This window comes from Aliikangiella marina (genome assembly GCF_007004765.1).
Lineage (GTDB): Bacteria > Pseudomonadota > Gammaproteobacteria > Enterobacterales > Kangiellaceae > Aliikangiella > Aliikangiella marina.
In genome coordinates this window covers 1,073,697-1,087,135 of record NZ_VIKR01000002.1, presented here as the reverse complement: position 1 = coordinate 1,087,135, position 13,439 = coordinate 1,073,697, and the positions used below count along the sequence as shown (strand labels likewise).

The following is a 13,439-nucleotide window of genomic DNA, read 5'->3' as shown; positions in this document are numbered from 1 at the left end:
AAAATTATGGCGTTTATCAACTGATAGGCGCCATAAACAACTGATCGTTAGTATTAAAATTTTCTACCATAGACTTATCGCGGATATTGAACTATACCTTGCTTTATCAATAACAAATATAATTTAGAGCCGTATGTCACTATCACGTCAGATGAATGAAAATCTGGATAGCTATCTTAAGCAATTCTTCCGTGTTACCGACGGTCGAAACAGAATTTCAGCGGAACTGACTTCTCGAGTTAATCAGATAGAGTCGCAGATTGCGGCAGGTACCGTTGACGAAGCAGCCTTTGAGCAACTCATTTATGAATTAGTCACTGAGCTCGATGAACACATGTTTATGTGGAAAAGACTCAGTCGAATGCGCGCTTCAGAACTCATTCATCAAGGCCAACATAATCTCTATTTAATGGCTGCACCTGATGTTAAAACTTGCATCAATGACATTTTCTCACTTAAAACTTGCTTCTTGCCACCAAGCTATCAGCTTAGTCTTGAAGAGAATTCTGATTGCCATCATTTTTACGTTATCCATCCAGATGCCGAGTCTCCAATATCACACATCAAAGATGATACCGTTATGACTTTAAGTTTATTTATTTTTAAAGAAGTTTGTGGCGATGATTTTGACTATACGGAAATTTGGGTACCCAAAAGTCGGGAATATTTCGACGAAGCGATCGTCGCTCTCTGCTCCAAAGCAACCGTCAAAAAACACAATGGCCCGCTTACCGTCGTGATCGAAAATGAATTGTTCAATCGTAAAAATGAGTTCTACAACAGTATCATTCGAGATGCTACCCGAGCGTCGATTGAAATGATGCTAAGAGACCAGTCAAATCAGTTACGGTTTTCAGATCATGTTGCCAAAATTCTCAAGGAGAGCCCAAAGCCAGCGACCCTAACGATGGAAAAAGTGGCGTCACTGCTCAATAAAAGTGTATCAACTTTCAGAAGGTTGTTAGCCGAGGAAAATACGAGCTACAAGGAGCTTCAAAGTAAGATTCTCGATCAAATAACCGTGCAATCACTGCTCAATTCAGACATAAAAATTGACGCTTTAGCACTCAAGCTCGGCTATGCAGAACGCTCAACTTTTGAGCGTGCGTTCCGGAAAAAATTTGGAAACACTCCTTCAACGATTCGAAGCTATCGAGATCGAATCACCTCAGACGATAAAGCGTTTGAACTAAATGAGATTATTCAAAACTTACCGCCACTTCCTGAGAGTTGCCAGGCATTAATAAAAAGTTCCAATAATGAAAACTTTAGTATTGCCGATGCAGTTAAAATCATCGAAAAAGATCCGGTTTTCTGTGGTCGAGTTATGGGGTTAGCGAATAAATCAATTTATGGTAGAACGCCCAAAGATCTTCACCAAGCCATCAGTAGAAATTTAGGATTAGCAACCATAAAAAACTTAGCCATCGTTTATGGGGCTAAAGAAAGCTTGAGCTCGCATATTAAAGGGTTCGAGATTGACAAGTTTATCCAAGCTCAAATACTCGCACCTATAATATTCAGAAAATTTGTTAAACATACTCTCGGCCGCGAATTTAAAGATGAATTAATTACCCAAATATTAATGTTTGGTTTACTCGGTTTTCTTGTGCTTTGCCATAACAAACATGACAAAAGAAGCTACGTCATTAAACAATTTCAAGAGAGTAAGAACTTGCTCAATTTTATCCATTTACTCAATGCCGAAATTAATTTGTCGGTCTTCGGTACAAGTGTTTTGTTGCTCTCAATGTGGGGACTTAATCCACAGGTGATCAAATTTTTAGGTCAACTTGAAGAAAAGCTATCTAACGTTCAATCACTAAGACAGACCGAAGACATTATTCTTATCACATTTGCTACAAGCTTGAAGCTCTGTTTTGGTAGCGACTATCTCGACTCAATTAAATCTCACGCTAATCAAATACGTGGGATGGATTTTGAGCGTTGCTGGTCAGATGCCCAAGCGCTCTATGATGAACTCAATTCCTGAGATTCAGCGCCCACTTGGTCGCGTCTGACTCTTTTTTATCGCACCGTTTAAACATTTCGTCGCGCTTCGTTGAGCCGAATCGACATCTCATTTATAATCAGGCCAACTTCAAACAAGAATGTAGATTTATGGCGATTATTAACTGCCCCTCTTGCGATGCTCGAATTTCTGACAAATCAAAAGTTTGTTCGCATTGTCAATTCAACTTAGTGAGCGGTAAAGATACCGAAGGGCTCACTGAAGAGCAGATAGCCTCGAAAGCAAAGCTTGCTCGAATGAAAAAACGTTACTCGCTGCAAATGCAAGCAATGAGTGGAATTATCGTATTCTTGCTCGGGATTATGTTGTGGTATTTTGTCGGCCAAAGAGGACTGGACTCGCTTAGTCATTACCTTCAATTGGGCTTGGCACTTGCTGGTGGCATCTGGTATCTCGTTACCCGGGTACGATTGATCTCCTTTAAAAAGTCCGCCTAGTACTTTCAAGTTTGATGGGGGTAGTCAAATAACTTTGCATTAATCGCTACTATTAATCCCGGCAGCGCAACAGCTGATTAGCACTTTCGCTAAAAAGCTCGCTAATTAGCTCATCTCTTCACTCGCGAATAAACAAGTCGATAGACAGAATTAAAGTCTGGTTTAGCGTCGGGCTGGTTTAGCGTCGATCTTGTTTAACCCCAGCCTTAAACGCTTCTCGGCTGGCGGTTTCGATTTGCCGAGGTTCTAGTTTGGGATACTTGTCGTATTTTTGGCACATTGCCCAGTATTTATCCATATTCTCTGGATCCCAGCTCATGATATTTTCGTCTTTTGGCCAGTAACCTTGCATACTTTTACTCCTCTAAATTCAGTTTATTTAACGATAACTGAGGAATATTTCATGAAAGGTTATCAAATCGGTCCAGCCGGTGCCTAATTATGGCGAAATAATGTAAAAGATTGTTTATACTCTTCTTTCATCGCACCAATTGCTTCTCTACTTATGAAACCACTAAGATTAATCAGCTTGACAGTCATATTAACAAGTTTTGCGCACCCCGTACTTGCGGGAGAAGTTTATAAATGGGTGGATGAGAATGGTAAAGTACACTACTCAGATAGACCTAAGGATGATAATGCTCAAGTTGTTGAAATAAAAAATAAAGTGACACCCGAACAACAAGCAGAAGCAAGACAACAAGCGCGAAAGTTGATTCAATTGCAACAAAGACGCGTTGCGATCGAAATGGAAAATGCCCAAGACAAAAAGCGCCAAGAGCAAGAAAATGCCCTCAAGGCCGAGGAACTCAAAAAGACTTGTCAAGAAGCAGAAAAAGCGGTGAGGATTTTAGAATTTCAAGCACCCGTTTTTGAGCAGAATGGAAAAGGCGGCAAACGATTCATTAGTGACGAAGAACGCAAACAAGAATTACAAAAACTGAAACAAGGTATTTCCCAGCATTGCGCAACTGATGAGTAGTATTGGTTGGAATTTTCTAGGATTCTCAGCCGCGATTTTAGTCAATCATTCCCCCCCCAACTCATGGCGGTATTAATTGTCTAGAGCCTAATTCTTTCCAAATAATCTAACACAATTATCTAATCAGCTACTGCCAAATTAGCTTGTCGCCACAGCTTTCTTGCATTTTTTTCAAATACGCGGCGTGTTCATCAAGCTCAGACTGACTGGCTTGCAAAACCTTAAAAGGTTGACGACTTTCAGGCAAGCGTCGAATCCCATCTTCGTCTTTTTTCGCGGTTAAGTAATCCTGCCTTTGTGTTAAGGTTAAATCGGTTTGTCCACCGGTCATCGCAAGGTAAACGTCGGCCAAAATTTCCGAATCCAGCAATGCGCCATGCAGATCACGCTGGGAATTATCGATGAAGTAACGCTTACAAAGCGCATCCAAGCTATTCTTTTGTCCCGGATGCATTTGTCTGGCCAAAACTAAAGTGTCTAATACAGAGCAAAAGTCCTCAACTTTACCTGGCGCATCAGTTAACAAACCAAATTCGTGGTTAAGAAACCCAACGTCGAACGGAGCATTATGGATGACTAACTCGGCACCTTTAACATACTGAATAAAATCATCAACAATGTCCTCAAAATAAGGTTTATCCGCTAAAAACTCGTTAGTTATACCATGAACTTCAATGGCGCCATCGTCGACTTCTCTGCGAGGGTTGATGTAAACATGATAATGGTTGCCAGTAAGGCGTCGATTAATTAACTCAACGCAACCTATTTCGATGATTCGATGACCGCGGGTTGGCTCTAAACCCGTTGTTTCTGTATCTAAGATAATCTGTCGCATAAACTACATTTTCATACTGTTAATGATTCGCCAAACAAAGCGTGTCTATTTATAGCTCGTCAATACCCAAATTAGCTAATTCATCCGCTCGTTCATTTTCAGGATGGCCCGAATGCCCCTTAACCCAGCGCCAATCGATTGAATGCTTCGCATTTTGCTCGTCGAGCGCTTGCCACAAATCGACATTTTTGACAGGCTTCTTTTGAGAGTTTTTCCAACCTTTTGCTTTCCAGCCTTCGAGCCATTCGGTAATACCTTTGCGGACGTACTGAGAATCGGTTGTCAAAACCACTTGGCTTGATTTCTTGAGCGCCTTTAACGCCTCTATCGCAGCGGTCAATTCCATTCGATTGTTAGTCGTCTCTTTCTCACCGCCATGTAATTCTTTATAGTGCTTGCCGGCACGTAATATTGCTCCCCAACCGCCAGGACCAGGGTTGCCACGACATGCACCATCCGTAAAAATCTCTATTGTACTCAAGAATTACCCCAAAGTTTTCATCTGTTGTTTTTGACGTTCGATAAGATCGTACTACTCGCCGATGCAGTTTACTTTAATTGTTGAAACCAATTTTCGACTTGCGAACGCACACTTGGCTCTGCTAAACGCGATGGTACTAACTGCTTGTTTCTTCGCCAACTCGGTCTAATCGGTGTTAGCGTTGAGACTTTCTTACGAGCGATGATTATATAGTAGCTACAAAAATAATCGCAAAAGGTTTGTCCGAGTTTTTTAACCCAGTGATAGCTTTGACTATTTTGTAGTTTGTGATTGGTCAAACTAATATTGACGGCAGTATCTGTTTCAAAACCCAACAATCGGAACCAGTCTCCAATCCGCCCTCTACTGATATCGCGGCGCTGAGCATGTTTATCTTTTCTCCAGCGCCGGTAACGATTTTGCATACCATGCCAACTGTATGGGTTGCGACCAATAACAATCACCACACCTTCGGGAATAAGCACTCTCTCGACTTCTCGTAACAATTGATGGGGATACTCGGAAAGCTCCAGTACGCCCGGTAAAAGCGCTAAATCTATACAGTCCGATGCTATCGGCAGTTCTTCAAAACGACACTTTAAGGTTAAGTTCTCTCCGGATTCGCCAAGAACAACCTGATTCTTTATTTGCAGAGCATCGCCGCAAAGTTGATCCGCAAGATCATTATATAAGAGCGCATTGTAGCCAAAAACCTGCGCCAAATGGGGTTGCAGCTTTTCGTTAATCAGCTGGACTCTGGCTTCACTAATCGGTGCAGCTGTTGCACTTAGCATTACCCTATCGGTGCTTGGAAATTTCAAATCAGGCATTAAACACCTCATATCAAATAAGACGCTAGTGGCAATTCTTAGCGAGTCTCGCTCTGAATGGCAACACTGAATAGCGGCCACTCGAAGAATCCGCTAAAATCCTAGGCTTGTTGAATAATCATAGCGCATGACTCCAATGATATCTATTACTCCAGTCGAGGCATTTAATGACAATTATCACTGGCTGATCCATGATGGCACTTATGCAGCGGTTGTCGATCCGGGTGATCCAAAGCCTGTGCAACGCGCAGTAGAAAAAGCCGGTCTAAAGTTAGTTGCTATTTTAATTACCCACCACCACTGGGACCACACGGGCGGAATAAAAGCGCTAAAAGCGCAATATGGTTGCGAAGTTTTCGGTCCTTTGAATAATGCTATCGAAGGCATCGATAATCACTGTGTCGAAGGCACTCGATTAACATTACCTGGATTAAATTTGACACTTGAGGTTATGGAAGTACCCGGGCATACCAAAGACCATATCGCTTATTTCGCTGCTCAAACAGATAAATACAAAAACCTTCTTTTTTGTGGCGATACGGTATTTTCTGGTGGCTGCGGTCGCTTATTTGAGGGAACTGCTGCGCAAATGTGGCAGTCAATACAAAAGATCATGGCGCTCCCTGACGATACGTTACTGTTCCCAGCCCATGAGTACACACTCTCAAACATTCAATTTGCTCTCGCGGTAGAACCAAACAATCAAAGCCTCCAAAAATATAATGACCAAGCTAAAGCTTTAAGAAACAAGCTGTTACCAACTTTACCTGCAGTTTTAGCTACCGAAAAAGCGATTAACCCCTTTATGCGTGCCGACGACCCAGACGTTGTCAAAACGGCTGAAACGCGCGCCGAAGCGGTCAATTTAAGCGCAGCACAGGTGTTTGCAGTCATCAGACATTGGAAAGACACATTCTAGGATTGAATTGACATAAAACCGTAATAAAAATACCATTTGCGGTCTATAGTCTATATCCACCGTTTTAGCGACCCAATGGTATGCTAGCTGTAAGAGTAATATGAGGAAAGTCGATTGAATTTTAAGTTGTACGGTTTTGCGTTTGCACTGGCATTAACCGGCTGTAAAACAGCATTGATTAACACCTCCTCATCTGATTCCAATTCGGCAACGGCATCAGAACCAGCGCTTTCACTTGATAGTTTACCGCAACTCGCAGAGTTACCTTACACACTAACTCCGTGTGAAGCTGAAATAAAAGACAATGAAACGCTCGCCTACAGCGATGTTTGGTTGCGAGTTAAAAGCCAACTCAATTTTGAAATCCCTGACAATCGAAGGGTAAGAGCGCAAAAAAACTGGTACTCAAAACATCCTGAATATATGAAGCGAGTTACCGCTCGCGCAGCCCCGTATCTTTTTGATATTGTTGAAGAATTAGAGAAAAACAATATGCCGCTGGAACTCGCACTTTTACCAATCGTTGAAAGTGCATTTGATCCGTTTGCCTACTCTCATGGTCGCGCATCTGGCATGTGGCAATTCATTCCAGGTACAGGCAAAAACTTTGGCCTTGAACAAAACTGGTGGTATGACGGTAGAAGAGATGTCTATTTATCAACCAGAGCGGCTATTCGCTATCTTAAAAGCCTACACAAACGATTTGACGGAGATTGGTTACACGCACTCGCCGCTTACAACTCTGGCCAAGGCAATGTGAGCAAGGCTATCAAGCGCAATAAACGCCGCGGTAAACCGACTGATTTTTGGTCGCTAAAGCTTCCTCGCGAAACTAAAGCTTATGTCCCTAAACTACTCGCACTTTCAGAAATGCTTGCCGAAGCAAAAGCGGAGGAAGGTCTGTGGACACCAGTCGATAACCTACCCTATTTCGGCCGGGTTGCAACTGAATCACAGATTGATCTATCCCTTGCTGCAGCACTTGCGGATATTTCAATGAATGATTTTTACCAACTTAACCCTGGTTTTAACCAGTGGGCCACCGCACCAAAAGGTCCTCACTATATTTTATTACCGGTCGACAAGATCGACCAATTTACCGAAAATTTGGCGAAAATACCCGCAAATCAACGAATTTCTTTCAAGAAATACACGATAAAGTCGGGTGATAGTTTAATCAAAATCGCCAAAAAATTTGGTACAACGGTTCAATTGTTAAAGGATAACAATCAAATCAGAAACAACTCGATTCGAGCGGGAAAAAGCTTGCTAATTCCTGTCGCCTCGAAAGCGCGGGACCAATATCACAAGAGTGCTCAACAGCGCCTAGTCGCGCGCCAAAACACTAAACGATCGGGAAGAAAAATTACTTACTACGTCAAAGCTGGCGATTCTATTTGGGATATTTCGCGAAAGTTCAAAGTAAATATGCGAGCACTGGCGAAATGGAACAACATGGCGCCAACCGATCCAATAAAGGTCGGTCAAAAGCTGGTGGTCTGGAGCAAACAGCCTGAGCAATTCGCGAGTTTGTCGACTGCCAATAAGAAAACCAAAAAGATATATTATAAAGTTCGCTCGGGTGACTCCTTAGCGCGAATCGCTGATAAGTTTAAGGTTAGCTTGGCTAGCGTAAAGAAATGGAATAAATCGGCTGGTGCTAAAAAATACCTTCAACCCGGTGATTCTCTGACGCTCTACGTCGATATCACCCGTCAATTTTAGTATTGGGGCCCGACAATCCTGGCGGTTATGGGTTTGAATAAGAACTCGCTAGCTGTTCAACGCTAACGCGATGATGCTTGCTCTGGCAGCTCCATATAAATATCAGCGCGCGCATGGGGAACTATTTGTGCTGGAAAAGGTTTTTCTCTAAAACCTAATTTAAAATATAAGTTTAATGCAGGCAGTAATTTGCGATTAGACTCCAAGTACAAACCACTGAAGTCTGTCGCCTGATATTGGTTTATCGCCGCCCTTGCTAACTTTTCTCCAATGCCCAACCCCTGATAACCCGCTTCAACACATATTTTTGATAGTTCAAGTTGGTTGGATTGGTTGCTAGTTAGCGCCGCGGCACCAATAATATCTTCGCCAATTCTGGCTAGTAGAATGAACCCCCCTTTTTCAATAATTTGGGATTCAGGATTACTTAAAACTTCATGGTCCATTGATTCAAGATAAAAATATTTATCAAGCCATTCCTTGTTAAGGCGGTAAAAGTCTTTCGCATAACGCTTTTCAAAATGGATAATTTCAACACGGTCTTGTTTGTTCTGTTTTTCTAGCTCTTCTACACGCTCACGCAAAGATTGCTTTTCTAATTCTCGCTCGAGCAGCGCGATATTTTCTAACAAACCATAACCGGAAATCTCAAGTAACCGATTCATGACCGTTTCTTGAAGACGCCAAACGGGCTGTAACTTATCAACTAATTCATAGCCTTGTGGGGTGAGCGCGAGTAAACGGCGTCGTTCGTCACTCGAGTCCGCTTCATGATAAAGCCAACCTTGCGACTCTAACTTTTTACTCATTTGGCTAACAGCAGGGTGAGTTTGCCCTAACATTTCCGCTAATGAGGTAACTGATATCGTTTCGTGCGTTGAAAGTAGTTGTAATATGGGAAAACAGCGAGATTGGAGATTGACACCGCGAGCACGGTAAAGGTCATCGCATTGCTTAAAAATCAGTTCGCTGAGCTTCTTGAAGCGACTTCCAAGTCCTAAAAGTCCTGCGTTTTCAATAGAATGCATTGAAATATCCTTATTATTTTCGTCCTTTTACAACGCCGGAGTTTATTCGTTTATTCATTGAGCAACTTATCAATGTTACAAACACCGGTACCACGTAATTCAACTATAGCTATTAGGAGAAATACGAGTGCATTAATCTCTTGAGGAGATTATCATTTAGTTTACGTAACAACTTACTTAAATTCAAGTTATTCTCAAACCAATTTGAACAAACCTCTGTCACCTGTGTATTTAGCCACTCTGTCGTTCTATATTAAACGCAGAGCACCAGTCGTGACTGAGAAAGCTATATTCTGACGCTATAATGTCAGCAAGAATAAGCGCGCTTGTGTGACAAAAAGCTGAAAAGTCTCCCGCTGTGCCAGGCTGACTGGAGGCCCGTCTTTTCCATTGTCAGCATAAAAACAACCGATCACCTTGTTCTCGACGATTAGTGGTCCCCATACTGCCGATGGTGAGCCCGTTTTATCGATTATTTTTTTGTAGGTCATTCCCTCTTTACGCAGTTCTTCTTGTAACACAACGTCTTTATTGCTCAACACTTTTCGATGAATTTCAGGCACATCGTAAAAGCAATTGAACTCAAACTTAGCTTTCAAGTCGGATTCTTCGCCACTGATAATATGCTTTGCAGTGAATCGACTTTTATCTGGACTGAGCAATGCGACTAGCGCGTTGGAATAGTTTCCACCACGATGAATGCCCTCCAGAACCTGTCTAAGCATCGCGTTTATTTCAGGTGTTTCATGATAACTTGCAGTCAGTTCCTGAATGATGTCTAGTTGAAGCTCTTTATTCACTTCTCTCTCGGGAACTTGAGGCCCGCTGGAATTAGGATTAAGGTCTTTAATTTCCAATTTAAGCCCCATCTGCTGTAAGCTTTTTTGGGCTTCATCCGCAGCCTCAGAAATTTTCTCAGTAATGACTTCTGGTGCTAGTTTTGTATAGCGGGCAATTGACTTGACATGTTTATCTAGTGCTTTCGAATAACCAACTAATTCGCAATCACTCGCCAAACTATAACCGAGTAGCACGCTTCTTAGCGGACTGTTTTCGTCATAATTACCGCTTATCACTTGGCTAATCATCGGTGCGATATTCCAAGTTTTACAAAGCCCCAGCGTTAACTCATTAAAGTAACACCCGATTAATTCTTTTTCTTGGCCATTTGCGAGTGGGTACCGGTTGACCAATTCGAGAAACAGCGCGGATTTCGAATCAAGTCCAGAGTAAACAGAAATTTCCCCTAAACTGATTAGCAAAGCCGAAATAAAAATTTCTTCCGTTGCTTTTTCACCATGCATCATTGCGATTTTCTTCGCTTGAATTGCAGAGTGAAAAGCTCGTGCTAAAAGCGCTTTTAAACTATCACTGGCATTACCTTTCAAAAAAGAATCAATGAGCAAGCAACTTGCACAGACCTCTTTTACTGATTTATGACCCAGCACCATTAAGGCTCGGCTGATCGTTCGAATCGCGCTCCCGCCAGTATTGAAGTGGACGCTATTAGCCAACTTTAAAACAGAAGCCGTTAAATTCGCGTCTTTTAGTATGGTACGGGCGAGTTCTGATGCATGTTTTTGACTGTATGCATCAGCATTGGACAGCGCATCAATACTTGAGCTAAAACTGGGTAAGTTTGATCCTTGAAGAAGTTTTAACCACTGCTCTTTGGTTTTGGGTGGGTTCGCCATTTACAACCGCTAAGAAATTGTTTTCTTAAGTATAGTAAACCTATGGCAAAGTATTGATTTTATTGAGATTTAATCTCATATAGAAACTCAGCCATAGCCGAGTTTCTATTCTATGAGACGTGTTCGAATGAACGACTTTTCGGGCATTAATTCCTAAATAGGACTTGCTCTCGTTGGAACCACCAATTGCAAAGCGCGAGGAGTACACCAGCGATAATGGTTGTCGACAGGAAAATAACCGCAAGCATTCCCATATCAATCGTGCCTTTAAAAATTTCTTTGATCGCCAATGCAACATTGGTGATTGGCACAGACGCCCAAACCCAATCCAGTTTCACACCAGGTAATAACGCTAAAATCAAAGGTAAAAATACGAGGAACATAATCGGAGACATATAGTTTTGTGCCTCCTTAAAGGTTCTTGCATAAATCGAAACACTCAACAGCAGGGAAGCAAAAATCGCCGCTATCGGTACCAGCATGCTAAACATCAGCAAAATGTCGACAACCGAAATATTAGTCAAAGCTTGTAGCACTGATGTTGCATTTGCGCTCGATTCAGGTCCCATCATTGATGAGAAATAAGGACCAAACATTAGCGTCATGATGGCGAAACTCAGCAAACTCAGAAATATCGCTAAAAATGAGGTCGTAAAGATGACTAAGAACTTTGCTAGCACCAATGAGAACCGTGAAACAGGTGTCAGTAGCAAGGTTTCGAGCGTTCCGCGATCTTTTTCACCAACCCCCAAATCAATCGCTGGATACATCGCCCCCGATAAACCAACCAAGATTAAAATGTAAGGTAAAAATGCGCCAAATTTTTCGCCAAACGACTCCCTTTCATTCGCCGTCGATTTTTGCACTAATTTAAGTGGCTTTCCTAACGCTTCGCCTTGCTCTTCTGTCAGCCCTAATTTGGCATATCGTTTAACTAGCTCGATAGTTTTAAGGTCCTCTAAGGCATCGTTAACTCGTTTAAACATAAGACCGCTTGTGGTTGCAGAGTCATTATATTTAAAGTCGATCTCAAGCGTCTCGCCGTTTTCCATCGCTTGGCTCGCCCCATCAGGAATAACCAGAGCAAAACGAATCTTGTTCGTGTTGATCAACTCATCAACATCTGCGCCAGGCTCCAAAGTGATTAAATTAAAATTAAGCGGATCTTCATCACCTTCGGGCTCTCGCAGCAATTCACTTTCAACCTGAGCATAGTTCTGACTGCCAATGATCGCGAAATCTAGAACTTCTTCATTAGCTTTTTTCGCTATCTTAAGTGACAAAGTGAAGAACCCACCTAAAATCACCGGCATGATCAGAGTGGGTAACAAAATAGTGAAAATTAGAGTTTTCTTATCTCGAGTCAACTCCAACATTTCTTTAATGTAAACTTGCAACATTACGCCACCTCCTTGTCGCCGACTAACGAGACAAATACATCATATAAATTGCCATCTGGGCTTTGCGCTTTAAATTCATCAAGAGTTCCTGAGAATTGGGTAATACCATCATTGATGAGCACAACACGATCACACAACTTTTCGACTTCATGAAGGTGGTGCGTTGAAAAGATAATCGGCACCTTTCCTCCCCGATAAGAGTCAATAAAGTCCATTATGGTCTTTGCAGAGATAACATCCAAACCAGTCGTAGGCTCATCTAAAACAATCACTTCAGGCTTATGAATAACTGTCCGCGCAATATTGGCACGCTGTTTCATCCCAGTGGATAATGAATCCGCTTTTTTATCGGCGAAGCTATGGATATCCAGTAAATCAAAGACTGCTTGAGTTTCTTTTTCCAGCGCGGCTTCATCCATTCCATGCAAGCGGCCAAAATACTGCACGTTCTCTCTCACTGTTAAGCGATGGTACAAACTTGTTGTTCCAGACAAAAAACCGATTCTTTTACGCATCGCCAAAGGTTCGGCAACAACATCATCCCCGTTAATGACGATTTGTCCTTGGGTCGGCTGAAGCGCAGTTGAAAGCATTCTTAAGCTAGTCGTTTTACCAGCACCATTGGGTCCCAGTAGGCCGAGCACTTCCCCTGAGTCACATTGGAAACTAACATCTTGCACTGCATTAAACCAATGCCCGTCCTCTCTAACGTCCAGGCTCGCTTTTGGTTTCTTTTTATTTTCCTTGATAGTCTTATTATCCAGGCGAAACCGCTTTTTGAGGTTTTTCACTTCTAACATTAATTAAGTCCCTAATCTGTAAGTGATTGCTATTACGAGAGTATCGCGAATATTACCAATAGTCTGATAAAAATGGCTTTTATTACAGTTAATATTCACAAAAGATTTTGTTAACGGAATTCTATTCTTTTTATTCCTCCTAATCTTAGAGAAAATAAGCAGTGCTTTCGATAACTTAATGCACAAAATCTCAATAATTAGGGAATAACAACAAATTTAGAACGATAAGCTGTAATAAAATCTGAAACTATCAGACTACCCCTGTAATAACCATAA

The 13,439-nt window shown here is 41.9% G+C and carries 13 protein-coding genes; 5 read left to right on the top strand and 8 right to left on the bottom strand.

What is annotated here, in order from left to right; translation table 11 throughout:
* Window positions 1-133: 133 nt before the first annotated feature.
* Both FLL45_RS11100 and FLL45_RS11095 read left to right on the top strand, forming a co-directional pair.
* Window positions 134-1,993, top strand: a complete 1,860-nt coding sequence (locus FLL45_RS11100) for an HDOD domain-containing protein (protein ID WP_142942074.1) — start codon at window positions 134-136, stop codon at window positions 1,991-1,993.
* A gap of 128 nt (window positions 1,994-2,121) precedes the next feature.
* Complete coding sequence (locus FLL45_RS11095) at window positions 2,122-2,469, top strand: hypothetical protein (RefSeq protein WP_142942073.1); 348 nt, start codon at window positions 2,122-2,124, stop codon at window positions 2,467-2,469.
* Between the two features lie 178 nt (window positions 2,470-2,647).
* Here the strand turns inward: FLL45_RS11095 and FLL45_RS22765 are convergent, their stop codons facing one another.
* The gene (locus FLL45_RS22765; RefSeq protein ID WP_185964418.1) at window positions 2,648-2,821 is read right to left on the bottom strand and encodes a hypothetical protein; all 174 of its coding nucleotides are present in this window, start codon (window positions 2,819-2,821) and stop codon (window positions 2,648-2,650) included.
* A 177-nt stretch (window positions 2,822-2,998) separates the two neighbouring features.
* Between FLL45_RS22765 and FLL45_RS11090 the strand changes: the two genes are divergently transcribed.
* The gene (locus FLL45_RS11090; RefSeq protein ID WP_185964417.1) at window positions 2,999-3,451 is read left to right on the top strand and encodes a DUF4124 domain-containing protein; all 453 of its coding nucleotides are present in this window, start codon (window positions 2,999-3,001) and stop codon (window positions 3,449-3,451) included.
* Window positions 3,452-3,578: 127 nt separating this feature from the next.
* Here FLL45_RS11090 and dnaQ read toward each other — a convergent pair whose 3' ends face one another.
* The 3 genes from dnaQ to FLL45_RS11075 form a co-directional block, all read right to left on the bottom strand.
* On the bottom strand, window positions 3,579-4,286 hold the full coding sequence (dnaQ, locus tag FLL45_RS11085; protein WP_142942071.1) for a DNA polymerase III subunit epsilon: 708 nt from the start codon (window positions 4,284-4,286) through the stop codon (window positions 3,579-3,581).
* 49 nt (window positions 4,287-4,335) lie between these two features.
* Entirely contained in the window at window positions 4,336-4,767 is a 432-nt protein-coding gene (rnhA, locus tag FLL45_RS11080; protein ID WP_142942070.1) for a ribonuclease HI, read from the bottom strand.
* Window positions 4,768-4,835: 68 nt separating this feature from the next.
* Window positions 4,836-5,597: a methyltransferase domain-containing protein gene (locus FLL45_RS11075; RefSeq protein WP_185964416.1), complete on the bottom strand. Its 762-nt coding sequence runs from the start codon at window positions 5,595-5,597 to the stop codon at window positions 4,836-4,838.
* Window positions 5,598-5,733: 136 nt separating this feature from the next.
* Between FLL45_RS11075 and gloB the strand changes: the two genes are divergently transcribed.
* Window positions 5,734-6,516, top strand: coding sequence for a hydroxyacylglutathione hydrolase (gloB, locus tag FLL45_RS11070; RefSeq protein ID WP_210247159.1), 783 nt, complete (start codon window positions 5,734-5,736; stop codon window positions 6,514-6,516).
* A 114-nt stretch (window positions 6,517-6,630) separates the two neighbouring features.
* Window positions 6,631-8,241 (top strand): lytic transglycosylase, encoded by a 1,611-nt coding sequence (locus tag FLL45_RS11065; protein WP_142942067.1) that lies wholly within the window; start codon window positions 6,631-6,633, stop codon window positions 8,239-8,241.
* A 62-nt stretch (window positions 8,242-8,303) separates the two neighbouring features.
* Here FLL45_RS11065 and FLL45_RS11060 read toward each other — a convergent pair whose 3' ends face one another.
* The 4 genes from FLL45_RS11060 to FLL45_RS11045 form a co-directional block, all read right to left on the bottom strand.
* Window positions 8,304-9,269, bottom strand: coding sequence for a bifunctional helix-turn-helix transcriptional regulator/GNAT family N-acetyltransferase (locus FLL45_RS11060; RefSeq protein WP_142942066.1), 966 nt, complete (start codon window positions 9,267-9,269; stop codon window positions 8,304-8,306).
* Between the two features lie 299 nt (window positions 9,270-9,568).
* The gene (locus FLL45_RS11055; protein ID WP_142942065.1) at window positions 9,569-10,963 is read right to left on the bottom strand and encodes an HDOD domain-containing protein; all 1,395 of its coding nucleotides are present in this window, start codon (window positions 10,961-10,963) and stop codon (window positions 9,569-9,571) included.
* A 146-nt stretch (window positions 10,964-11,109) separates the two neighbouring features.
* Window positions 11,110-12,363, bottom strand: a complete 1,254-nt coding sequence (locus FLL45_RS11050; RefSeq protein WP_142942064.1) for an ABC transporter permease — start codon at window positions 12,361-12,363, stop codon at window positions 11,110-11,112.
* Complete coding sequence (locus FLL45_RS11045) at window positions 12,363-13,163, bottom strand: ABC transporter ATP-binding protein (RefSeq protein ID WP_142942063.1); 801 nt, start codon at window positions 13,161-13,163, stop codon at window positions 12,363-12,365. The genes FLL45_RS11050 and FLL45_RS11045 overlap by 1 nt, the downstream gene beginning before the upstream one ends.
* Window positions 13,164-13,439: the final 276 nt, after the last annotated feature.

Bases quoted from the DNA above. Each gene is read 5' to 3' on its own strand.
- FLL45_RS11100 (WP_142942074.1), top strand. From the start codon at position 134: ATGTCACTATCACGTCAGATGAATGAAAATCTGGATAGCTATCTTAAG.
- FLL45_RS11095 (WP_142942073.1), top strand. From the start codon at position 2,122: ATGGCGATTATTAACTGCCCCTCTTGCGATGCTCGAATTTCTGACAAA.
- FLL45_RS22765 (WP_185964418.1), bottom strand. From the start codon at position 2,821: ATGCAAGGTTACTGGCCAAAAGACGAAAATATCATGAGCTGGGATCCA.
- dnaQ (WP_142942071.1), bottom strand. From the start codon at position 4,286: ATGCGACAGATTATCTTAGATACAGAAACAACGGGTTTAGAGCCAACC.
- FLL45_RS11075 (WP_185964416.1), bottom strand. From the start codon at position 5,597: ATGCCTGATTTGAAATTTCCAAGCACCGATAGGGTAATGCTAAGTGCA.
- gloB (WP_210247159.1), top strand. From the start codon at position 5,734: ATGATATCTATTACTCCAGTCGAGGCATTTAATGACAATTATCACTGG.
- FLL45_RS11060 (WP_142942066.1), bottom strand. From the start codon at position 9,269: ATGCATTCTATTGAAAACGCAGGACTTTTAGGACTTGGAAGTCGCTTC.
- FLL45_RS11055 (WP_142942065.1), bottom strand. From the start codon at position 10,963: ATGGCGAACCCACCCAAAACCAAAGAGCAGTGGTTAAAACTTCTTCAA.
- FLL45_RS11050 (WP_142942064.1), bottom strand. From the start codon at position 12,363: ATGTTGCAAGTTTACATTAAAGAAATGTTGGAGTTGACTCGAGATAAG.
- FLL45_RS11045 (WP_142942063.1), bottom strand. From the start codon at position 13,163: ATGTTAGAAGTGAAAAACCTCAAAAAGCGGTTTCGCCTGGATAATAAG.